This is a genomic window from Aminobacter aganoensis, assembly GCF_014206975.1.
GTDB classification, from domain to species: domain Bacteria; phylum Pseudomonadota; class Alphaproteobacteria; order Rhizobiales; family Rhizobiaceae; genus Aminobacter; species Aminobacter aganoensis.
Map to the genome: position 1 here is coordinate 46,369 of NZ_JACHOU010000004.1, position 20,299 is coordinate 66,667.

The 20,299-nt window shown below is 63.1% G+C and carries 22 protein-coding genes; 10 read left to right on the plus strand and 12 right to left on the minus strand.

From position 1 onward, the window contains the following. Position 1: 1 nt before the first annotated feature. Entirely contained in the window at positions 2 to 940 is a 939-nt protein-coding gene (argC, locus tag GGR00_RS11020; RefSeq protein ID WP_184699473.1) for an N-acetyl-gamma-glutamyl-phosphate reductase, read from the minus strand. An 86-nt stretch (positions 941 to 1,026) separates the two neighbouring features. After that, positions 1,027 to 1,983 (minus strand): agmatinase, encoded by a 957-nt coding sequence (speB, locus tag GGR00_RS11025; protein ID WP_055971388.1) that lies wholly within the window; start codon positions 1,981 to 1,983, stop codon positions 1,027 to 1,029. 228 nt (positions 1,984 to 2,211) lie between these two features. Between speB and GGR00_RS11030 the strand changes: the two genes are divergently transcribed. Continuing rightward, on the plus strand, positions 2,212 to 3,276 hold the full coding sequence (locus GGR00_RS11030) for a glycerophosphodiester phosphodiesterase family protein (RefSeq protein ID WP_184699474.1): 1,065 nt from the start codon (positions 2,212 to 2,214) through the stop codon (positions 3,274 to 3,276). A gap of 30 nt (positions 3,277 to 3,306) precedes the next feature. On the opposite strand, the gene GGR00_RS11035 is transcribed toward GGR00_RS11030, so the two are convergent. The 4 genes from GGR00_RS11035 to GGR00_RS11050 form a co-directional block, all read right to left on the minus strand. Continuing rightward, positions 3,307 to 3,588: a hypothetical protein gene (locus GGR00_RS11035; RefSeq protein WP_184699475.1), complete on the minus strand. Its 282-nt coding sequence runs from the start codon at positions 3,586 to 3,588 to the stop codon at positions 3,307 to 3,309. Between the two features lie 126 nt (positions 3,589 to 3,714). Further along, complete coding sequence (gene rpsI, locus GGR00_RS11040) at positions 3,715 to 4,191, minus strand: 30S ribosomal protein S9 (RefSeq protein ID WP_055971379.1); 477 nt, start codon at positions 4,189 to 4,191, stop codon at positions 3,715 to 3,717. Between the two features lie 2 nt (positions 4,192 to 4,193). Continuing rightward, entirely contained in the window at positions 4,194 to 4,658 is a 465-nt protein-coding gene (rplM, locus tag GGR00_RS11045) for a 50S ribosomal protein L13 (RefSeq protein ID WP_055971376.1), read from the minus strand. A 213-nt stretch (positions 4,659 to 4,871) separates the two neighbouring features. Then, positions 4,872 to 5,336 carry a PaaI family thioesterase gene (locus tag GGR00_RS11050; RefSeq protein ID WP_184699476.1) on the minus strand — a complete coding sequence of 155 codons (465 nt, stop codon included), beginning with the start codon at positions 5,334 to 5,336 and terminating at the stop codon, positions 4,872 to 4,874. Between the two features lie 173 nt (positions 5,337 to 5,509). Between GGR00_RS11050 and GGR00_RS11055 the strand changes: the two genes are divergently transcribed. The 5 genes from GGR00_RS11055 to GGR00_RS11075 all read left to right on the plus strand — a co-directional run bounded on the left by GGR00_RS11055 (position 5,510) and on the right by GGR00_RS11075 (position 9,184). Next, on the plus strand, positions 5,510 to 6,331 hold the full coding sequence (locus tag GGR00_RS11055; RefSeq protein WP_055971371.1) for an enoyl-CoA hydratase: 822 nt from the start codon (positions 5,510 to 5,512) through the stop codon (positions 6,329 to 6,331). Positions 6,332 to 6,333: 2 nt separating this feature from the next. Continuing rightward, positions 6,334 to 6,756, plus strand: coding sequence for a VOC family protein (locus GGR00_RS11060; RefSeq protein WP_055971368.1), 423 nt, complete (start codon positions 6,334 to 6,336; stop codon positions 6,754 to 6,756). Between the two features lie 70 nt (positions 6,757 to 6,826). Beyond that, positions 6,827 to 7,348 carry a CoA-binding protein gene (locus GGR00_RS11065; RefSeq protein WP_055971365.1) on the plus strand — a complete coding sequence of 174 codons (522 nt, stop codon included), beginning with the start codon at positions 6,827 to 6,829 and terminating at the stop codon, positions 7,346 to 7,348. Positions 7,349 to 7,493: 145 nt separating this feature from the next. Continuing rightward, positions 7,494 to 8,777 carry an O-acetylhomoserine aminocarboxypropyltransferase gene (locus GGR00_RS11070; RefSeq protein WP_055971362.1) on the plus strand — a complete coding sequence of 428 codons (1,284 nt, stop codon included), beginning with the start codon at positions 7,494 to 7,496 and terminating at the stop codon, positions 8,775 to 8,777. A gap of 62 nt (positions 8,778 to 8,839) precedes the next feature. Further along, the gene (locus GGR00_RS11075) at positions 8,840 to 9,184 is read left to right on the plus strand and encodes a cupin domain-containing protein (RefSeq protein WP_184117325.1); all 345 of its coding nucleotides are present in this window, start codon (positions 8,840 to 8,842) and stop codon (positions 9,182 to 9,184) included. Between the two features lie 4 nt (positions 9,185 to 9,188). Here GGR00_RS11075 and GGR00_RS11080 read toward each other — a convergent pair whose 3' ends face one another. Continuing rightward, positions 9,189 to 9,845, minus strand: coding sequence for a CatB-related O-acetyltransferase (locus tag GGR00_RS11080; RefSeq protein WP_184699477.1), 657 nt, complete (start codon positions 9,843 to 9,845; stop codon positions 9,189 to 9,191). A 24-nt stretch (positions 9,846 to 9,869) separates the two neighbouring features. Continuing rightward, on the minus strand, positions 9,870 to 10,586 hold the full coding sequence (locus tag GGR00_RS11085) for a class I SAM-dependent methyltransferase (RefSeq protein ID WP_184699478.1): 717 nt from the start codon (positions 10,584 to 10,586) through the stop codon (positions 9,870 to 9,872). A gap of 155 nt (positions 10,587 to 10,741) precedes the next feature. On the opposite strand from GGR00_RS11085, the gene GGR00_RS11090 reads away from it, so the two are divergent. The 4 genes from GGR00_RS11090 to GGR00_RS11105 all read left to right on the plus strand — a co-directional run bounded on the left by GGR00_RS11090 (position 10,742) and on the right by GGR00_RS11105 (position 16,094). Next, entirely contained in the window at positions 10,742 to 11,374 is a 633-nt protein-coding gene (locus tag GGR00_RS11090; protein ID WP_055971349.1) for an ATP-dependent Clp protease proteolytic subunit, read from the plus strand. A gap of 301 nt (positions 11,375 to 11,675) precedes the next feature. Further along, positions 11,676 to 12,950, plus strand: coding sequence for an ATP-dependent Clp protease ATP-binding subunit ClpX (clpX, locus tag GGR00_RS11095; protein WP_055971345.1), 1,275 nt, complete (start codon positions 11,676 to 11,678; stop codon positions 12,948 to 12,950). Between the two features lie 272 nt (positions 12,951 to 13,222). Beyond that, complete coding sequence (gene lon, locus GGR00_RS11100; RefSeq protein ID WP_055971342.1) at positions 13,223 to 15,637, plus strand: endopeptidase La; 2,415 nt, start codon at positions 13,223 to 13,225, stop codon at positions 15,635 to 15,637. Between the two features lie 184 nt (positions 15,638 to 15,821). Beyond that, on the plus strand, positions 15,822 to 16,094 hold the full coding sequence (locus GGR00_RS11105) for an HU family DNA-binding protein (RefSeq protein WP_055971339.1): 273 nt from the start codon (positions 15,822 to 15,824) through the stop codon (positions 16,092 to 16,094). Positions 16,095 to 16,170: 76 nt separating this feature from the next. On the opposite strand, the gene GGR00_RS11110 is transcribed toward GGR00_RS11105, so the two are convergent. The 4 genes from GGR00_RS11110 to GGR00_RS11125 all read right to left on the minus strand — a co-directional run bounded on the left by GGR00_RS11110 (position 16,171) and on the right by GGR00_RS11125 (position 20,193). After that, complete coding sequence (locus GGR00_RS11110) at positions 16,171 to 16,590, minus strand: hypothetical protein (RefSeq protein ID WP_343065536.1); 420 nt, start codon at positions 16,588 to 16,590, stop codon at positions 16,171 to 16,173. Positions 16,591 to 16,755: 165 nt separating this feature from the next. Beyond that, positions 16,756 to 17,850, minus strand: coding sequence for a M24 family metallopeptidase (locus GGR00_RS11115; RefSeq protein ID WP_055971337.1), 1,095 nt, complete (start codon positions 17,848 to 17,850; stop codon positions 16,756 to 16,758). 79 nt (positions 17,851 to 17,929) lie between these two features. Further along, a complete protein-coding gene (locus GGR00_RS11120) occupies positions 17,930 to 19,522 on the minus strand; it encodes an ABC transporter substrate-binding protein (RefSeq protein WP_055971334.1) in 1,593 nt (530 codons plus the stop codon). Beyond that, positions 19,522 to 20,193, minus strand: a complete 672-nt coding sequence (locus tag GGR00_RS11125) for a helix-turn-helix domain-containing protein (protein WP_055971331.1) — start codon at positions 20,191 to 20,193, stop codon at positions 19,522 to 19,524. The genes GGR00_RS11120 and GGR00_RS11125 overlap by 1 nt, the downstream gene beginning before the upstream one ends. Between the last annotated feature and the right edge of the window lie 106 nt (positions 20,194 to 20,299).

The following is a 20,299-nucleotide window of genomic DNA, read 5'->3' on the forward strand; positions in this document are numbered from 1 at the left end:
CTTAGTGCTTGAGCCCGAGCATCAGGTCCATGTTCTGCACCGCCGCACCCGAGGCACCCTTGCCGAGATTGTCGAGCAGGGCGACGAGATTGACCTGGCCTTCGCCCTCGGTGCCGAAGACGTAGAGCTTCATGCGGTCGCTGTCGGCCAGTTCGGTCGGGTCGAGGCGGGCGAGCTTGGCGCTCGTTGCCAGCGGCACGACTTCAACGATGTCCTGCCCGGCATAGTGCGAAGCGAGCCTGGCGTGGATGTCGCCCATCGACACCGAACCGTTGAGATCGGCGAGGTGCAGCGGCACCTGAACGATCATGCCTTGGGCGAAGCGGCCGACCGACGGCGCAAAGATCGGCCGCCGCTCGAGCAGGCCGTGCTGCTTCATCTCGGCGACGTGCTTGTGCGTCAGTGGCAGCCCGTAGAGGAAATGCGGCGAGGCGATGTGATCCTCCCGGCTCGGGTCTTCCATCTGGGCGATCATCTGCTTGCCGCCGCCGGTATAGCCCGAGACGGCGTTGACGCTGACCGGATAGTCGGCGGGCAGGATGCCTGCCGCGACCAGGGGCCGGACGAGCGAAATGGCGCCGGTGGGATAGCAGCCCGGGTTGGCGACCAGCCGCGCATCGGCGATGCGCTGGCGCTGGGCCGCGTCCATTTCGGCGAAGCCATAGGCCCAGTCGGGATGGGTGCGGTACGCCGTTGACGTGTCGATGACGCGCGTCGAGTTGTTGCCTTCCAGGATGCGCACGGCTTCCTTGGATGCCTCGTCGGGCAGGCACAGGATGGCGACGTCGGCCTCATGCAGACGCTCGGCTCGGAGGTCGACGTTGCGGCGCTCGGCCTCCGGAATGGACAGGACGGCGAGATCGTCGCGCGCAGCGAGCCGCGTGCGGATCTGGAGGCCAGTGGTGCCGTGCTCGCCGTCGATGAAGATTTTCGGTTTCATTGTCTGTCGTTCCGTCGAAAAATAAGCAATGTCAGAGGGTTGTGGCTAAAATCTGACTCAATTCGGCAAGCCGTTGATTCATCGCCTCAGCCGTTGTCTCGTGCCTTCCGTTCAGCCAGCAGGCCGAGATAGTGCATCGCGACCGTCGATCCGGCGATGGCGGTAATATCGGCATGGTCGTAGGCCGGTGCAACCTCCACGATGTCGGCGCCGACAATATCGATCTGTGTCATCTGGCGCAGCACCGAAAGGATCTTGGCCGACGACGGGCCGCCTGCCACCGGCGTGCCGGTGCCGGGCGCGTAGGCCGGGTCGAGGCAGTCGATGTCGAAGGTGACATAGGTCTTCTTGCCGCCGGTGCGCTCGGCGATGGCATAGGCGATGTCGGCGGCGCGCATCTCCTCGACCTCGTGGCCGTAGAGGATCTTGATGCCGAAATCCTCCGGCGCGTGCGTCCGGATGCCGATCTGGATCGAGCGGTCGGGGTCGATGATGCCGTCCTTCACCGCGCGGCCGACGAACGAACCGTGGTCGATGCGCTTGCCGTCGTCAGGCCAGGTGTCCTGGTGGGCGTCGAACTGCACCAGCGCCATCGGGCCGTGGATCGCGGCATGCGCCTTCAGCACCGGCCAGGTGACGTAATGGTCGCCGCCGAGCGTCAGCAGGAAGGCGCCCGATTTCAGGATCTTGGCCGCCTCGCGCTCGATGGCGCCGGGCGTCTTCTGGTGGTTGCCGCTGTCGAGCAGGCAGTCGCCATAGTCGATGACCGACAGATCGTCGAACAGGTCGCGGTTGAACGGATATTGCGGGTCGCAGTCGAAGATCGCCGAAGCGCGGCGGATTGCCTGCGGGCCGAAGCGCGCGCCCGGCCGGTTGGTCACCGCGGCATCGAACGGAATGCCCCAGACGACCGCGTCGGCGCCGTTGACGTTCTTCGAATATTTGCGGCGCATGAAAGACAATGCCCCTGCATAGGTCGGATCACTCGAACGGCCGGTGTTCGTCCGCGCGGTAAAGGCGTGATCGATCGATGAAGCGGGCATGGGCAGTCTCCTCAGTCGGTCTATCGGAATGCGAGGCGCAAGAACTACAGAAGCAGGGCGCAAGATGCCAGCCCTGTCGCGTCCAGCGTATGACAGGCCCGCAACCCGCGCTTTCTCCGGTCATTGCCCGCATTTTCTCCGGTCATTTGAATGGCATCTGCCCTACACGCCCCTGTCACCGCAGCTGGGTAAGTCGTTGCACGCATCCTCTAACGTGGAGCGATTCCAATGCGGACAGTCCTGGCAGGCACAGCCTCGCTACTCCTTGCACTCGGTCTTGCCACCGCGAGCCATGCCGGCTCCCGCGTCGAGCAGATCCTCGGACGCTACGAGAATGCCAATCGTTGGCGCGATCACGTCATGGTCGTTGCCCATCGCGGCGGCGGGCTCGAAGCAGGCAAGTCGCGTTATCCCGAAAATTCCATCGCCTCGATACGCGGCGTCATCGCCTCGGGCGCCGAAATGGTCGAGATCGACATCCGCCGTTCGAAGGACGGCGAGTTGATCGTCATGCATGACAGCTGGCTCGACCGGACTACCAACTGCAAGGGCGAGGTCATTGCCCGCACCATGGACGAGCTCAGGCGCTGCCGGCTCGTGGTCGAAGGCACCGGCGCCGTGACCGGCGAGACGGTGCCGACATTGCGGGAAATGCTTGCGGTCACCAAGGGCAGGATCCTGGTCAATCTCGACAACAAGCTGGAGACGGCCGACCTCGCTGACATGGTAGCGCTGGCGCGCGCCATGGGCATGGAGGAGCAGGTCGTGGTCAAGGCGAATCTCTGGAGCGCCGAACGCCTGGCTTCGGTCAAGGAAACCATGAGCCGGGTCGGCAACGGCTTCCAGTTCATGCCGATCATCGCCGACGACGCGGTGCGCGATGCCGGCTTCATCGCGGCGGCGGGGCGGGCCTTCTCGGCGCGGGCTGTCGAAATGATCACCTGGCGCGGCGACGCCGACAAGATGACGGAAACAGGCGGGCCGCTGTTTTCGGCCAGGGTGAGGGCGGCGTCCATCCGCGATAACTGGCACATCTGGGTCGATACCCACGCCATCGTCAACAAGCCGGGCGGCTTTCTCTCCGGCGGTCGCGGCGACGAACTGGCTGTCGCGGCAGGTTTTCCCAACGAGGTGTTCGGCTTCTGGGCGGAGCGCGGCGCCACCATGATCCAGACCGACGAACCAAGGGCGGCCATCGATTGGCTGGCAGCCAATGGCTATCGCGTGCCCTATGCCGACGCCGACGAATCGGTGGCCGCGGCAACGGGCGATGCCCCGGCGCCAACCAACTGACGGGTGCGATGGCGGTGCGAGCGCTGTCGGCTAGTACTCGCTGGATCTCCGAAGAGCCTTGCGCCGGTCCTTGAGCGAATATTTCGAGCCGCCTTCCTTGAGCATCCTTAGGCCCTGCTTCTTGCAGCGGCTGTCGGCCTTCCTGGCAGCTTTTCTTGCATCGGCGCCTTTTTCCAGCGCCCTGTCATGGGCACGCATCCAGCAGGTATCGAACTGCGACGACCGTTTCAGGAACTTGTTGGTGGCCGCATCCACCGTCGTGGCGGGAGCGGCGAAAGCCACCGCGAGGGCCAATGCGAGCATGCGGACCATCGAGATCTCCCATCCGGGCTGTTCGGCATCTGCGCAAGGATCATACGTCAGCCATGGCCGGACGGCATGCAAAAAGAAAAGGCCGCCCGAAGGCGGCCTTTCCGAAAACTGCAGGTTCCGAGGCGCTTAGCGCTTCGAGAACTGGAAGCTACGACGGGCCTTGGCCTTGCCGTACTTCTTACGCTCGACGGTACGGCTGTCGCGGGTCAGGAAGCCGCCCTTCTTGAGCACGCCGCGCAGCGTCGGCTCGTAGTAGGTCAGCGCCTTGGAGATGCCGTGACGAACGGCACCGGCCTGGCCCGACAGACCGCCGCCGACGACGGTGGCGATGATGTCGTACTGGCCGACGCGGTTTGCCGCGACGATCGGCTGGTTCAGGATCATCTGCAGCACGGGACGGGCGAAGTAGGCCGCGAATTCCTTGCCGTTGACGACGATCTTGCCGGAGCCGGGCTTCACCCAGACGCGGGCGATGGCGTCCTTGCGCTTGCCGGTGGCATAGGCGCGGCCGCTCTTGTCGAGCTTCTGGACGTGGACCGGAGCTGCCGGCTGTGCGGCGGCAGCGACAGTGCCGAGTTCTGCGAGCGAGCTGAGATCAGCCATGATTACGACGCCTTCTTGTTCTTGGCGTTCAGCGCGCCGACGTCGAGCGTCACAGGCTGCTGAGCGACATGCGGATGTTCGGCGCCTGCATAGACGCGAAGGTTCTTCATCTGGCGACGGCCGAGCGGGCCGCGCGGGATCATGCGCTCAACCGCCTTCTCGAGAACGCGCTCGGGGAAACGGCCTTCGAGCAGCTGGCGCGCGGTGCGCTCCTTGATGCCGCCGGGGTGGCCGGTATGCCAGTAATACACCTTGTCGGTGAACTTCTTGCCGGTGAACACGACCTTGTCGGCGTTGATGATGATGACGTTGTCACCGTCGTCGACGTGGGGCGTGAAGGTGGGCTTGTTTTTGCCGCGGAGGATGTTGGCGACGATGGTGGCGAGACGGCCGACGACGAGACCCTCGGCGTCGATCAGCACCCACTTCTTCACCACGTCCGCAGGCTTCTGCGAAAAGGTTGCCATGGTTACATGCTTTCGTTTGGGACCTTCCGGAGAAGGCGTTTCTTGTTGCTTTCATTGGCGAAGGCTGTCCCTGCCGCCAACAACAAAACGGCGACCCGAACGGGGCCGCTGCTTTGGTTGGGCTTATAGGCGAGGGCGGCTGGCCCGTCAAGCGCATCGAAATGGGTGTCAGCTCATTAAAGATAGCAAAAACAATACGATAGTGGTGCGGTATTATTTTACCGCACTGGTTGGTCGCTTCGGCGGGATCGAGTAGGTGCCGGTTGCATGTGCCACGGTCTGCTGGTCGGGCCCTGCGACGATGTCGATATCGAACACCATCAGGCTCCTGCCCAGCTTCAGGATGCGGCAGTGGCCGTCGATCGGACCGGCTTCGGCCTTGCGCATGAAGTTGATGTTGAGGTTGGTCGTCACCGACAGCGCGTCCGGACCGGCGTGGCTGAGCACGCAGACATAGCCGCCAATATCGGCGAGCGTGAAAAGCGATGGCCCCGAAACCGTCCCGCCCGGCCGGAGATGGCGTTCGTCGGCGTTGAGCCGGACCGTGCAGCCCCCGGGGAAGACCTCCGTCACCTGGTAGAAATCATAGTGCTCGTTGAGCTGGGGGTAGACTTCCTTCAGGAGGCGGTTGACCTCCGATGCCGTCATGGTCGGCGTCAATCCGTGCTGCTCAGGCATTGGCTCTTTCCATCGGCTTGCGCGCTCCCGCACCACTTTTCTGCATCTCGTGCGAACCTTTGGATTCGCTGCAGGCACATAGTTGGGAACCAAAACTTGAGTGCAAGCGTATATTCTCCAAATTCGAGGCTGGCGATTCTCCTTTCGCCGCATTGAGTTCACTTGGGGGCATCATGGCCGAAATCGTCGCCATCAAGCGCAGCGTACCGGAAGGTCCGGTGCGTTCGAGTCTGGACAAGGGCGTCCTGCGCCTCGTGCTCGCCAATCCGCCGGCAAATGCCCTTTCGATAGAGACAATGACTGCACTCCAGGCTCAGCTGGACGGCGCCCGCGACGACAAGGCTGTGCGCGTCATCGTGCTCGCGGCCCAGGGCAACGTGTTCTGCGCCGGCCACGATCTCAAGGAGATGACGGCGCACAGGGGCGATGCCGATCGCGGACGTGCCTTTTTCGAGCTGACCATGTCGCGCTGTTCGGCGCTGATGCAGTCGATCGTGCGCCACCCCAAGCCCGTCATCGCCGAAGTCGACGGTCTGGCGACCGCAGCCGGACTGCAACTGGTCGCCAGCTGCGACCTTGCCATCGCCACCGATCAGGCTGCCTTCTGCACGCCGGGCATCAACATCGGCCTGTTCTGCTCGACGCCGATGGTGGCGCTGTCGCGCAACGTCTCGCGCAAGCAGGCGATGGAAATGCTGCTGACCGGCGAGACGATCGACGCCACGACCGCGCGCGACTTCGGCCTGGTCAACCGTGTGGTGCCGCGCGAGTACCTGAATCACATTGTCGGAAAATACGCCCAAACCATTGTTTCCAAATCGCCTTCGACACTGAAGATCGGCAAGGAGGCGTTCTACGCCCAGGCCGAGATGGGGCTCGTCGAGGCTTATGACCATGCCGCCCGGGTGATGGTCGAAAACATGCTGGCAAGCGACGCCGAGGAGGGCATTGGCGCCTTCCTCGCCAAGCGCCAGCCGGAGTGGAAGGGAGAATAGACGTGGAACCGCGGATTTCTCTCGTGACCCTGGGGGTCGACGATCTCGACCGCGCCGCGCGCTTCTATGAGGCGATGGGGCTCAAGCGCAATCAGTCGATCACCGAAGGCGTCGCCTTCTTCCAGATGGGTGGCCTGGTGCTCGGTCTCTGGGGGCGCGAGCACCTGTCGTCCGACGCGGGCATTGCCGGCGGCAAGGGCGGCTTTTCCGGCGTCTCGCTGGCCTACAACACGCGCACCGAAGCCGAAGTGGACGAAATTCTCGCCGCGGCAGAGAAGGCCGGCGGCCACATCGTCAAGCAGGCGCAGCGCGCCTTCTGGGGCGGCTGGTATGGCTATTTTGCCGATACCGAAGGCCATCTCTGGGAAGTCGCCCACAATCCCGACTTCGCGATCGCCGAGGATGGCAGCATCTCGCTGCCGTAAGGCACAGCCTGCCCTGTCGGATTTGCGGCCATTGCCGAAAGGCGGTATCCAGCCTCGAACGAGGACGGCCATGAACCACGACACCTACGACGATGCCTACATCGCCGGAATCCTGAATTCGGTCCGCACCATCGCCGTCGTCGGCGCGTCGGCCAACGACGTCCGTCCGAGCTATTTCGTTACCAAATACCTCATCGCCAAGGGCTACGACGTCTACCCGGTCAATCCGGGCCACGCCGGCAAGGAAATCCTCGGCCGCATGACCTATGCCGGCCTCGCTGACATTCCCGTGGCGATCGACATGGTCGACATCTTCCGGGCGTCGAGCGCCGTGCCTGCCATCATTGACGACGTGCTCAGGCTCGACCCGCTGCCCGCGGTCGTCTGGATGCAACTGACAGTTCGCCATGACGAGGCTGCCGCGCGCGCCGAAGCCGCAGGCATCAAGGTGGTCATGAACCGCTGCCCCAAGATCGAATATGCCCGACTGGCCGGCGAGATTGGCTGGACAGGCGTCAATTCCGGCGTGCTGTCGTCGAAGCGGCCGGTGATGCGGCAAGGCTTCCAGAGTTTCGGCATCCGCGCAAAATAAACAGCGGCAGGCGTTGCTTTCGGGCGGCACGCGGAAATTTCGTCCACGACTACCAGCCAGTCTGAAATTTTCGTCTTTGCATTCCGTCGCGGGCTCCGCCAAAGATGTCAGCCGAATTTGATGGACCTAGTCTTTGGAGAGAACCATGTCCCAGCGTACCCCGGGCTTCAACACGCTTGCCGTCCATGCCGGCGCGAAACCCGATCCGGCCACTGGCGCGCGCGCCACGCCGATCTACCAGACCACGTCCTATGTCTTCGATGACGCCGACCACGCCGCTTCGCTGTTCGGGCTGAAGGCTTTCGGCAACATCTACACCCGCATCATGAACCCGACCCAGGCCGTGCTCGAAGAGCGTATCGCGGCCCTCGAAGGCGGCACGGCAGCGCTCGCTACCGCCTCCGGCCATGCGGCGCAGATGCTGGTGTTCCACAATCTGATGCGCCCGGGCGACAATTTCATCGCAGCCAACAAGCTCTACGGCGGCTCGATCAACCAGTTCGGCCACGCCTTCAAGAACTTCGGCTGGGAGGTCCGCTGGGCCGACACCAACGATCTCGCTGGTTTCGAAAAGCACATCGACGGCAAGACCAAGGCGATCTTCATCGAGAGCCTTGCCAATCCCGGCGGCATCTTCGTCGACATCGAGAAGGTGGCGGACATTGCCCGCAAGCATGGCCTGCCGCTGATCGTCGACAACACGCTGGCGAGCCCGTATCTGATCCGCCCGATCGAGCATGGCGCCGACATCGTCGTGCATTCGCTGACCAAGTTCATCGGCGGCCACGGCAATTCGATCGGCGGCGTCATCGTCGACGGCGGCACCTTCGACTGGTCGAAGTCGGGCAAGTACCCGATGCTGTCGGAGCCGCGCCCCGAATATGGCGGCGTCGTGCTGCACGAAACCTTCGGCAACTTCGCCTTTGCCATCGCCGCGCGCGTGCTCGGCCTGCGCGATCTCGGCCCGGCGATCTCGCCGTTCAACGCGTTCCTGATCCTCACCGGCCTGGAGACGCTGCCGCTGCGCATGCAGCGCCATTGCGACAATGCGCTCACCGTCGCCGGCTGGCTCTCCGACCACCCCAAGGTCGAATGGGTCGCCTATCCCGGTCTCAAGAGCGACAAGAACCACGCGCTGATGAAGAAGTACTCGCCGCAGGGCGCCGGTGCCGTCTTCACCTTCGGCCTCAAGGGCGGCTACCAGGCCGGCGTCAAGTTCGTCGAGGGCCTCGAGCTGTTCTCGCACCTTGCCAACATCGGCGACACCAAGTCGCTCGTCATCCATCCGGCCTCCACCACCCACCGCCAGCTCTCCGACGAGCAGAAGGTGGCGGCGGGCGCTGGCCCTGACGTCGTCCGCCTGTCGGTCGGCATCGAGGACGTCAGCGACGTCATCGCCGACCTCGAACAGGCGCTGGCCAAGGTCTGATCGGTCATGCAACAGTGGCCCCGGCCCCAAGCCGGGGCCATTTTTGCATCCTGGGGGTGGACTTGCCGAGATTCCTGACGATCGAGACCGATGGCATCGAGCCGGAAGCCGGTGCTCCGGCGGAAGGCCGGCTGATCTCCGGCGATCCGAAATTCCGCACCTGGAACGCCGAGGAAGCCGAAGGCGGCCTCTATGCCGGCATATGGGAGGCGACCCCCGGCAAGTGGCGCATCGAATACGACGAATGGGAGTTCTGCCACATCCTGTCGGGCGTTTCGGTGCTTGCCGAGGAGGGCGGCGAGACCCGCACCGTGCGTGCCGGCGACAGTTTCGTGCTCAGGCCCGGCTTCAAGGGAAGCTGGGAAGTGCTTGAAACGACTCGCAAGGAATACGTGATCCGCGTCTGAACAGTCACGCCCGCCCGTCGTCATATCTTGCCGAGGCGCTTGCCAGTGCGTCGATCTCGCTTGCGCAAAGCAGCGGTTTCAGCGCCTCGAATTTCTCCGCCGTCCAACTGTAGACCTTCAGCTCCAGCAGCCTGTCGAGGGTGGCCTGGGGGAAACGCGTCTTGATCGGCACTGCCGGATTGCCCGCAACGATCGTGTAGGGCGCCACGTCCTTGGTGACGATCGCGCCTGACGCGACGATCGCGCCTTCGCCGATGGTGATACCAGGCATGATCATGGCACGCATGCCGATCCAGGCGCCGTCGGCGATGACCGTGTCGCCCTTGCCGGCATAGGCGTCGACGATGAATTCAGCGAAGGGATAGAGGCTGAACCAGTCCGTCCGGTGCGTGTGGTTCCCGCCGAGCAGGATCACCGCCTCGGCACCGATGCAGACATAGTCGCCAATATGCAGTTGGTCGATCGGCCATGCCGGTTCCCACGCCTTCAGGCTGTAGTCGTCGCCATAGAGGTAGCGCACTACGCTGTCTTCGAACGATCCCGTCCACGCATTGCTGTAATAGCTGTGCGTCCCGCGAATGCGGATGTTCGGATTTCGGACGGTCTCGTGCAGGTACTCCACCTTGGACCAGTGCTTGTTCGTTTGGGTCGGATCATTCATCGCGGGCATTCCATTTGGTTCAAATTAGCCGGCCTTGGTGGCGACGGCGTGAAGCCAGTCCGTCGGCCGGCCGTCATAGCCGCTTCCGGTTTCCCGGCCGATCTCCAGGGCACTCCAGCGCTCCGTGCCAAAGGCCCGTGCCAGCCATTCGGGAGACGGGTAGTTGTAATATCTTCCGAAGCGATCGCGTCCTTCGGCTTGGCCGGCCTTGAAGCTGGCGTAGAACACGCCGCCCGGTTTGAGCGCTGCATGCACCCGACGGATGATCGAAGGCAGTTGAGGGCGCGGCACATGCAACAGGCAGGCATTGGCCCACACGCCGTCGTAGCTGTCTTGGTCGTCGATGTCCTCGAAGAGCAACACCTTGACCGGTCGCCCGAGGCGCTTGGCGGCGGCGGCAGCGATCTCGGGCGTGCCATCGGTCGGCATGACATCGAAATCGCTCGCCAGCATCGCTTCGCTGTCCTGCCCTGCGCCGCAGCCAAGTTCGAGCACGCAACCCCCCATCGGCAGGCGCGCCATGAAGGTGCGAAGATGGTGCTTGCTCGCCTTTTCGCCCCGCGTCGTATAGGCTTCCGCCTCGTTCGCGTAGAACTTGATCGTCTGGTTGTCCTTGGCTTCCGTCACGGTCGCTGCCCTTTTCAATACGTCCAGCGCCAAGAATCCGTGCAGTTGATTGCAGGGCGTCGTTTGATGGCCACCTTTACCGGCGCAGGTGCGGCAAGTTCCAGTGCCGGCCATTGAGCCAGCGCTTGCCGAAAGTTAGCGGCAGCTGAAATCAAGCCCCTTTACCGGCCTTGCACAATGATGACGCGGCATCCTATTTACAGGGCAAAGCCTCTGAACCGATTCTGCCCGCCCGGAGCCGGAATCCCATCTCGATAAAGGGATAGTCGATGAAGAACCCCGTCGAAACATACATGAACCTCGTTCCGATGGTGGTCGAGCAGACCAACCGGGGCGAGCGCGCCTACGATATCTTTTCGCGCCTGCTCAAGGAGCGCATCATCTTCATCACCGGCCCGGTCGAAGACGGCATGGCGACGCTGGTCTGCGCCCAGCTGCTGTTCCTCGAAGCCGAGAACCCGAAGAAAGAGATCAGCCTCTACATCAACTCGCCCGGCGGCGTGGTGACTTCGGGCATGGCGATCTACGACACCATGCAATTCATCAAGCCGGCGGTTTCGACGCTGTGCATCGGCCAGGCCGCCTCTATGGGCTCGCTGCTGCTTTGCGCCGGCCACAAGGACATGCGCTTCGCCACCCCGAATGCCCGCATCATGGTCCATCAGCCTTCGGGCGGCTTCCAGGGCCAGGCTTCGGACATCGAGCGTCACGCCCAGGACATCATCAAGCTCAAGCGCCGTCTCAACGAGGTCTATGTCAAGCACACGGGCAAGGACTACGAGACCATTGAAAAGACGCTCGACCGCGACCATTTCATGACTTCGGACGAGGCGCGTGACTTCGGTTTGATCGACAAGGTCATCGACAGCCGTGAAGCCGTTGAGGGTGCCACCGCTTCGTGATTGGACGCTGCGACCTGCCAATCGGGTCACATCTCGCATTTTTGAGATGTCCTGCGGCATTTCGGACACATTTTGCTGTTCCCTCGGCGAAAGCGGCGGCCTACGTTAAGGCTGCGTTGAGCTTCGACGGCTTAGCGTTGTTCAAGGGTGCCGCGACTCGTTGCAGCGACTTCTGGAATGTGAGTTGTACGGAGCTCGTTGCGGCGGCCAGGGGCTGGCGGTGGCGGCGTCCGGCGTTAGATTGCATATGCGCCCACAAGCCACTCCATCGGCCGGGCGGCAGTGAAAGGACTTGGACAAGATGAGCAAGGTCAGCAACGGCGGCGGCGACTCCAAGAACACGCTCTATTGCTCGTTCTGCGGCAAGAGCCAGCATGAGGTGCGCAAACTCATCGCCGGTCCGACCGTCTTCATCTGCGACGAGTGCGTCGAACTGTGCATGGACATCATCCGCGAGGAGAACAAGACCTCGATGGTGAAGTCGCGCGAGGGCGTGCCGACACCGCAGGAAATCCTCAAGGTTCTGGACGACTACGTCATCGGGCAGCCCTACGCCAAGCGCGTGCTGTCGGTGGCCGTCCACAACCACTACAAGCGCCTGGCCCATGCCGGCAAGAACAACGACGTCGAGTTGGCAAAGTCGAACATCCTGCTGATCGGCCCGACCGGCTGCGGCAAGACCCTGCTTGCCCAGACGCTGGCCCGCATCATCGACGTGCCGTTCACCATGGCCGACGCGACGACGCTGACCGAAGCCGGTTACGTCGGCGAGGATGTCGAGAACATCATCCTGAAGCTGCTGCAGTCGGCCGACTACAACGTCGAGCGCGCCCAGCGCGGCATCGTCTACATCGACGAAATCGACAAGATCTCGCGCAAGTCGGACAATCCCTCGATCACCCGCGACGTCTCGGGCGAGGGCGTCCAGCAGGCGCTGCTGAAGATCATGGAAGGCACCGTCGCTTCCGTGCCGCCTCAGGGTGGCCGCAAGCACCCGCAGCAGGAGTTCCTGCAGGTCGACACCGCCAACATCCTGTTCATCTGCGGCGGCGCCTTTGCTGGCCTCGACAGGATCATCTCGGATCGCGGCCGCAAGACCTCGATCGGCTTCGGCGCCACGGTCGCTTCGCCGGAGGATCGCCGCACCGGCGACCTGTTCCGCCAGGTCGAGCCTGAGGATCTGCTGAAGTTCGGCCTGATCCCCGAGTTCGTCGGCCGTCTGCCGGTTCTGGCGACGCTCGAGGATCTCGACGAGCCGGCGCTGATCCAGATCCTGACCGAGCCGAAGAACGCGCTGGTCAAGCAGTACCAGCGCCTGTTCGAGATGGAAAACGTCGACCTGACCTTCCACGAGAACGCCCTGTCGGCGATCGCCAAGCGCGCCATCGAGCGCAAGACCGGCGCTCGCGGCCTGCGTTCGATCATGGAAGCGATCCTGCTCGACACGATGTTCGAGCTTCCGGCCCTCGAAGGCGTCCAGGAAGTGGTGATTTCGGATGAGGTGGTGACCGGCAGCGCCCGGCCGCTCTACATCTATTCCGAGCAGAAGGAAAAGAAGGGCAACGTCAGCGCCTGAGGCCTGCCGTTTTCCCTTGAACCGCTCCAGCGAACGGCGCCCCAGCGGCGCCGTTCGGCATTTGGAGGTTTGCCGATCCCGGGTCGCTACACGGCAACGTGTTTGGCCTTGATGTTTACCCGGCGAAGCTCCAACTAACGGAGAAGAGGCGATGGGGTCTGTTCCGTGCTCTAATATGCCGCGCGGTAATCGGCGGTAGGCGGAACCGTCCATGGTCGTTAATATGAGATTCGCGGTTGGCCTTGCGCGACCGCGATATGAAAGGTTGGACAATGGCCAAAATATCCCGCTCTTCCAGCGAAGGAACCTTCGCAGTCCTGCCGTTGCGCGACATTGTCGTGTTCCCGCACATGATCGTCCCGCTGTTCGTGGGGCGTGAAAAGTCGATCAAGGCTCTGGAAGAGGTGATGGGTCAGGAAAAGCAGATCCTGCTTGCGACCCAGATGAATGCCGCCGACGATGATCCCGAGCCGGATGCCATCTACGACATTGGCACGCTCGCCAATGTGCTGCAGCTGCTGAAGCTGCCGGACGGCACCGTCAAGGTGCTGGTCGAAGGCACGACGCGCGCCCGGATCCAGTCCTTCACCGACAAGCCCGATTTCCACGAGGCCCACGCTCTCATCCTGACCGAGCCGGAAGAGGAAGAGGTCGAGGTCGAGGCGCTGTCGCGCTCCGTGGTTTCCGACTTCGAGAACTACGTCAAGCTGAACAAGAAGATTTCGCCCGAAGTGGTTGGTGCTGCCAGCCAGATCGAGGACTATTCCAAGCTCGCCGACACGGTGGCCTCGCATCTCGCCATCAAGATCACCGAGAAGCAGGAAATGCTCGGCACGCTGTCCGTCAAGGAGCGGCTTGAGAAGGCGATGGGCTTCATGGAAGCCGAGATCTCCGTCCTGCAGGTCGAAAAGCGCATCCGCAGCCGCGTCAAGCGGCAGATGGAGAAGACCCAGCGCGAGTACTACCTCAACGAGCAGATGAAGGCGATCCAGAAGGAGCTCGGCGAAGGCGAGGACGGCCGCGACGAGGCCGCCGAGATCGAGGCCCGCATCAAGAAGACGAAGCTGACCAAGGAGGCCCGCGAAAAGGCGGAGGCCGAGCTGAAGAAGCTGCGCTCGATGTCGCCGATGTCGGCCGAAGCCACCGTCGTGCGCAATTATCTCGACTGGATCCTGTCGATCCCGTGGGGCAAGAACTCCAAGGTCAAGCAGGACCTCAATTTCTCCCAGGAGGTGCTCGACACCGACCACTACGGCCTCGACAAGGTCAAGGACCGCATCGTCGAGTATCTCGCGGTGCAGAGCCGCCAGAAGAAGCTGAAGGGTCCGATCCTCTGCCTCGTCGGCCCTCCCGGCGTCGGCAAGACCTCGCTCGGCAAGTCCATCGCCAAGGCGACCGGCCGCGAGTTCGTGCGCATGGCGCTTGGCGGCGTGCGTGACGAGGCCGAGATCCGCGGTCACCGCCGCACCTATATCGGCTCGATGCCCGGCAAGGTCATCCAGTCGATGAAGAAGGCCAAGAAGTCCAACCCGCTCTTCCTGCTCGACGAGATCGACAAGATGGGCCAGGATTTCCGTGGCGATCCTTCGTCGGCGCTGCTAGAGGTGCTCGACCCGGAACAGAACGCAACGTTCATGGACCACTACCTCGAGGTCGAGTACGACCTTTCGAGCGTGATGTTCGTGACGACGGCGAACACGCTGAACATTCCTGCGCCCTTGATGGACCGCATGGAACTGATCCGCATCGCCGGCTACACCGAGGACGAAAAGGTCGAGATCGCCAAGCGGCACCTGATGCCGAAGGTGGTTCGCGATCACGCGCTGCAGCCCAAGGAGTTCTCCGTCTCCGAGGATGCGATCCGCGCCGTGATCCAGACCTACACGCGTGAAGCAGGTGTCCGTAGCCTCGAGCGCGAGCTGATGAAGCTCGGGCGCAAGGCGGTCACCGAGATCATCAAGACCAAGAAGAAGTCGGTGAAGGTCACTGCGGCCAACCTCGACGACTATCTGGGCGTGCAGCGCTATCGCTTCGGCCAGGTCGAGGGCGAGGATCAGGTCGGCGTGGTCACGGGCCTTGCCTGGACCGAGGTCGGCGGCGAGCTGCTGACGATCGAAGGCGTGATGATGCCGGGCAAGGGCCGCATGACGGTCACCGGCAACCTGCGCGACGTCATGAAGGAGTCGATTTCGGCTGCGGCGTCCTATGTCCGCAGCCGCGCTATCGATTTCGGCGTCGAGCCGCCTTTGTTCGACAAGCGCGACATCCACGTGCACGTGCCGGAAGGCGCGACGCCGAAGGATGGTCCGTCGGCCGGCACGGCCATGGCCACCGCGATCGTGTCCATCCTGACGGGCATCCCGGTCAGGGCGGATGTCGCGATGACCGGCGAGATCACGTTGCGTGGTCGGGTGCTGCCGATCGGCGGCCTCAAGGAGAAGCTGCTTGCAGCGCTTCGCGGCGGCATCAAGAAGGTGCTGATCCCGGAAGAGAACGCCAAGGACTTGGCCGACATTCCGGAAAACGTGAAGAGCGGCATGGAGATCATCCCGGTCAGCCGCATGGGCGAGGTTATCAAGCATGCGCTGGTGCGCCAGCCCGAGCCGATCGAGTGGACTGAGCCGGTCGACGTTCCCGCGGCCAAGACGGACGCGGGCGACGATGCCGGCAAGGGCTTTGCTCATTAAGTTGCATCTAAAGTTGCACTGAAAACGGAAAAGCCGGGCCCGCGCCCGGCTTTTTCATGTGAAAAAAGCGCGGAATTCCGGGCTTTGTGAGCCTTTTCGACTTGGTTGTGCCCAAGCTTCTTTCTAAAGTCCGTGTCCTACCGGCTGAGTCTATGTCCCGGTTTTCTCATGGAAGGGAATTTGAATGAACAAGAACGAACTAGTGTCCGCCGTCGCCGAGGCTGCCAAGCTCTCCAAGGGCGATGCGCAGTCCGCTGTTGATGCAGTGTTTTCAGTCATCACCGGCGAACTGAAGGGTGGCGGCGATGTCCGGCTTGTCGGTTTCGGAAATTTCACCGTGTCAAAACGTGCGGAGTCCACCGGCCGCAACCCGCAGACCGGCGCGGAAGTGAAGATCCCGGCTCGTACCGTCCCGAAGTTCTCGGCCGGCAAGGGCCTCAAGGACGCGGTCAACTGATCGCTGTCTGAGAGACAAATGCTTGAAAAGCCGGGCTTGCCCGGCTTTTCTTTTGCCTGCGCGGGCAGGGGCGGGATCAGTGGATCTCTGTTTTCGACCGGCTGATGAAGAAGCCATGCCCGTCGTCGCGGTTGCAGCTCAACCCGGCTTTCGTCGCCTCGCAGCTGAACGGTCCCTTCTTCCAGCTGTTGCCATATTTAAGCGTGTGCGAACCGTCGCAGCAGCCGGTGTCGCCGACATTCTGGTAGCGCTTGGCCTTTCCCGATTTGCCGAGGATGAACCTCTGGTATGCCGGTTCGATGCGGTCGCAGCCGAGCTCCGGGCCGCCGTCCTCGGGCATGTAGACATCCGAGCCGCCCGCGGGCGTGTACTGGCAGCCGACATTGCCCGACGGCATGTTGAAATAGACCACGCCGCCATCCGCCGGGAAAGTCTGTTCCACGGCGCTCGCATTGGTCGACATCAAGGCAATCACCGCCACGAGAAAAGATCGCACAGCCCCTCCAGTGCAGTATCCAGGCTCCTGGCTGCAACGATAGCTTTGTGCCGGGCCGTTGAACAGCCTGCCGGCCGGCCCTTGGCGCGTGGCAGCAGGGCATGTAACCCCAACAAAAAAAGGGCCGCTGCTGCGGCCCTTTCGTCTGTCGAGAGGCGGTTAGGCCTATGCCTTGACCACGAAGGCCTCGCGCGGCAGGTCGGACAGCACCTCGGCGCGGTTGCCGCGCAGGATCACGATCTCTTCCAGCCGCAGGCCGAAGCGGCCCTGCAGGTAGATGCCGGGCTCGATCGAGAACACGTTGCCTTCCTGCAGGATCGTTTCCGACGTGCCGGTGATGTAGGGCTGCTCGTGGATGTCGATGCCCAGGCCGTGGCCGGTACGGTGCAGGAAGTTCGGGCCATAGCCGGCCGCCGCAATGACGTCGCGGGCGGCCTTGTCGACTTCCTTGGCGGCAACGCCGGGCTTGGCGGCCGCTATCGCCGCCTGCACCGCGCGTTCGAGCACGCCATGCACCTCGTCGAAGCCTTCCGGCTTGTCGCCGAACACGCCGACGCGGGTCATGTCGGAGGGATAGCCGTCCTTGCGGCCGCCGATGTCGATCAGCACGGCCTCGTTCGCCCTAAGCTTGCGGTTGCCGGTGTGGTGGTGGGGGAAGGCTCCGTTTTCGCCGAAGCAGACGCTGACGAACTCACCCACGGCGCCGTTCCTGGCATAGAAGTCGCGGATCGCCTGGCCGACTTCCAGTTCGGTCACGCCGTCCTTGAGCGCGGCAAAACCTGCCTTCATGGCGCCGTCATTGAGCACGGCATTCATCTTCAGCAGCGCGTATTCCGCCTCGTCCTTCTTGCCGCGCAGGAAGCTTACCGTGTCGTTGAGGAAGCTGCGCTTGGCGCCACCGGGGAGGGCATCGAGCAGCAGCAGCGCGAAGTCGGCGCGCATCGTCTCGTCGAGCGCAACCGAAAGGCCTTCCTTGACGCCGCAATCGGCGAGCAGCTGAGCAAGTGCGGCCTGCGGGCCGTCAGCGTCGGCCCAGGGGTAGAAGGGCAGCTTGGTGAAGGGGCGCTGGCTGTCGGCGTTCAGTGCCGGCATCAGGAAGCCGGCGTGCTTCTGCGCAACGAGCAGCAGCACCGGGCGCTCGTCGCCATGCGGCGACATGCCCGTGAGCCACACCAGATGCGACGAGGGGCCGACGACCACGAGGTCGGTTCCCGTCTCAGCCATGCGTTCGCGCAGGCGCGCCATCCGCTCTTGGTACATTGTCTTTGCCTTCCGAGATTCTGCTTTGTGGTAAGGAAAAAGGGCCGCTCTCGCGAGCGGCCCTGGCGTCTTGCCTGGGTTAGTTCTTCTTGACCAGACGGTAGTAGACGAAGTCCGACGTCGCGCCATTGACGTAGCCGTCGACGTTCTTGGCCCGCGCCACCTGGGTCGCGGCCTGGAACATGATGACGATCGGCGACTTCTCCTGCACCTTCTTCTGCAGGTCGACATACATCGCGCTGCGCTTGGCCTGGTCGGGCTCGGCGAGCGCTGCCTTCGTCTCCTTGTTCAGCTCTTCAGGCACGGCCCAGCCGTTCCGCCACGTGGTGGTCGACTGGTAGTTTCCGTCCGAGTTGTCCTCGTTGTAGGCGAAGGCCTTGGCGTTGGAGTGCGGGTCCATGAAGTCGGGCCCCCAGTACAGCAGCATCGCCTCATGCGTGCGGGCGCGGTACTTGGTGATCACCTGCGAGCCCGTGCCCGGGATGATCTCGAAGTTGATGCCGGCTTCGGCGAAGCTTGCCTGCAGCGACTGTGCCATGTCGGTGAACGGCGTCGAGTTGATGACGTCGAGCGTGACGGTGATCGGCGTCTTGACGCCGGCATCGGCCAGGATCTGCTTGGCCTTGGCCGGGTCGTAGGTGTAGGGCGTCTCGTCGAGCGAGCCGGGGAAGCCCGACGGCCAGAATGCCTGGTGCGTCTGCATCTGGCCCTTCAGGAAGGTGTCGGTCATGCCCTTGTAGTTGACCAGGTAGCGCGCGGCATCCCACACGGCTTCCGGCTGCAGCGCCTCGTCCTTCTGGTTGAACGACAGGAAGTGCACGGCCGCCTGCGGATAGGTCTCGGTTACCAGCGTATCCTTGCCGGCGATCGTCGCGATCTGGTCCGAGGTCAGGTTCTTGGCCATGTCGACGTCACCCGATTCCAGCAGCAATTGCTGGGTCGCCGCTTCGGCGACGTGGCGGATGATGACACCCTTGATGGCCGGTGCGCCGTTGAAATACTCGGCATTGGCCGTCAGGTTGATCAGTTCGCCCGGGCGGAAGGCCTTGAGCACGAACGGGCCGGTGCCTGCCGAGTTGGACTTCAGCCAGCCATTGCCCATGTCGCCATTGGCCTCGTTGGCCTGGAGCGTGACCGCGTCGACCACCGAGGCGGGGCGGGCCGCCAGGACGTTGAGCACGAAGGCCGAGGCGAAATCGCCCTCATATTTGACCACGACCTTGTTGCCGTCGGCCTTGACCATCGAATCGAAGTTTTCCGGCGTCCAGCCGAGCTGGGTCAGGATGAAGGCGGGCGCCTTGTTGAGCACGATGACGCGCTTCCACGAATAGACCACGTCTTCGGCGCGCAGCGGATTGCCGGAGGTGAACTTGACGCCGTCGCGCAGCGTGAAAGTGATGGTCTTGGTGGCGTCGTCGGCTGCCCATTCCTTGGCGAGGCCGGCTGCCAGCGTCTTGGTGTCGGCGGCATCGTACTGGACCAGGCGGTCGTAGGTCTGCGCGACATACTCGCCCGAGGAGAATTCGTAGGCCTCGGCCGGGTCGATGCTGACGATGTCGTCGATGTTCTGCGCCACCACCAGGATGTCGGCCGGCGTGGTGGCCAGGCTGATCGCCGGCGTCATCGGCATGGCAAGCGCCGCCGCAAGCAGCGCGGCTTTGAACAGTTTCATCATTTTCTCTCCTTTTTGGTTCCCGTTTTCTTTGTCTCGGCCCGTGAACCGCGCAGGGCCGGATGTTCCGTGCGTGATCTGAACATCGGCAAGGTGCCGGTCCAGAGCATGCGCGCGAATGTGTCGGTGTCGTTCGACCAGGAATGCGGGCGGTTGCCGCGGAAATGCAGGCTGTCGCCGGCCGTAAGCACCATTTCGTCGTTCTCGAGGCGCTGGGTGATCGAGCCTTCGAGGATGAACAGGATTTCCTCGCCCTCGTGGCTGACCGTCTCGGAGCGATAGCCGGGCGGAACATTGAGGATGAAGGACGACAGCACATTGCCGGTGAAGTCGGCGGCGATGCGCTCGTAGATGATCGAAGACCCGTCGACCGAGAAACGGTTGCGCTGGTCGGCTCGGGTCAGCCCGTCCTCCATCGAGGGGGTGGCGATGAAATAATCCACAGCCACGTCGAGGCTGCGGGCGAGCTGGGCGAGGGTGCCCAGCGACGGGGTGGCATGGTCGCGCTCGACCTGGCTGAGATAACCGACGGAAATGCCCGCCGCGTCGCACAATTCCTGCAATGTCATCGACAACTGCCTGCGGCGCGCACGGATCAGTGCGCCCACCTTCGGCTGGCTCGCCGTCGCGTTCTTGCTGGCCTCCGAGGACACGCCGAATTTTGCTCCCATCAAAATTTTTTTGATCTAAGCAAAATTATTTGTATAGTCCAAGCGGAATTTTGCTCGACAGACAACATCCGTGCCGCATCCGCAGCGCGGCCAATGTGGTAGGAAC

Coding starts and splice junctions, on each gene's coding strand:
- clpX (WP_055971345.1), top strand. CDS start 11,676: ATGAGCAAGGTCAGCAACGGCGGCGGCGACTCCAAGAACACGCTCTAT.
- GGR00_RS11085 (WP_184699478.1), bottom strand. CDS start 10,586: ATGGCCGGCACTGGAACTTGCCGCACCTGCGCCGGTAAAGGTGGCCAT.
- GGR00_RS11030 (WP_184699474.1), top strand. CDS start 2,212: ATGCGGACAGTCCTGGCAGGCACAGCCTCGCTACTCCTTGCACTCGGT.
- GGR00_RS11105 (WP_055971339.1), top strand. CDS start 15,822: ATGAACAAGAACGAACTAGTGTCCGCCGTCGCCGAGGCTGCCAAGCTC.
- GGR00_RS11050 (WP_184699476.1), bottom strand. CDS start 5,336: ATGCCTGAGCAGCACGGATTGACGCCGACCATGACGGCATCGGAGGTC.
- GGR00_RS11055 (WP_055971371.1), top strand. CDS start 5,510: ATGGCCGAAATCGTCGCCATCAAGCGCAGCGTACCGGAAGGTCCGGTG.
- rplM (WP_055971376.1), bottom strand. CDS start 4,658: ATGGCAACCTTTTCGCAGAAGCCTGCGGACGTGGTGAAGAAGTGGGTG.
- speB (WP_055971388.1), bottom strand. CDS start 1,983: ATGCCCGCTTCATCGATCGATCACGCCTTTACCGCGCGGACGAACACC.
- rpsI (WP_055971379.1), bottom strand. CDS start 4,191: ATGGCTGATCTCAGCTCGCTCGCAGAACTCGGCACTGTCGCTGCCGCC.
- GGR00_RS11090 (WP_055971349.1), top strand. CDS start 10,742: ATGAAGAACCCCGTCGAAACATACATGAACCTCGTTCCGATGGTGGTC.
- GGR00_RS11125 (WP_055971331.1), bottom strand. CDS start 20,193: ATGGGAGCAAAATTCGGCGTGTCCTCGGAGGCCAGCAAGAACGCGACG.
- GGR00_RS11035 (WP_184699475.1), bottom strand. CDS start 3,588: ATGGTCCGCATGCTCGCATTGGCCCTCGCGGTGGCTTTCGCCGCTCCC.
- GGR00_RS11065 (WP_055971365.1), top strand. CDS start 6,827: ATGAACCACGACACCTACGACGATGCCTACATCGCCGGAATCCTGAAT.
- GGR00_RS11080 (WP_184699477.1), bottom strand. CDS start 9,845: ATGAATGATCCGACCCAAACGAACAAGCACTGGTCCAAGGTGGAGTAC.
- GGR00_RS11115 (WP_055971337.1), bottom strand. CDS start 17,850: ATGTACCAAGAGCGGATGGCGCGCCTGCGCGAACGCATGGCTGAGACG.
- argC (WP_184699473.1), bottom strand. CDS start 940: ATGAAACCGAAAATCTTCATCGACGGCGAGCACGGCACCACTGGCCTC.
- GGR00_RS11120 (WP_055971334.1), bottom strand. CDS start 19,522: ATGAAACTGTTCAAAGCCGCGCTGCTTGCGGCGGCGCTTGCCATGCCG.
- GGR00_RS11070 (WP_055971362.1), top strand. CDS start 7,494: ATGTCCCAGCGTACCCCGGGCTTCAACACGCTTGCCGTCCATGCCGGC.
- lon (WP_055971342.1), top strand. CDS start 13,223: ATGGCCAAAATATCCCGCTCTTCCAGCGAAGGAACCTTCGCAGTCCTG.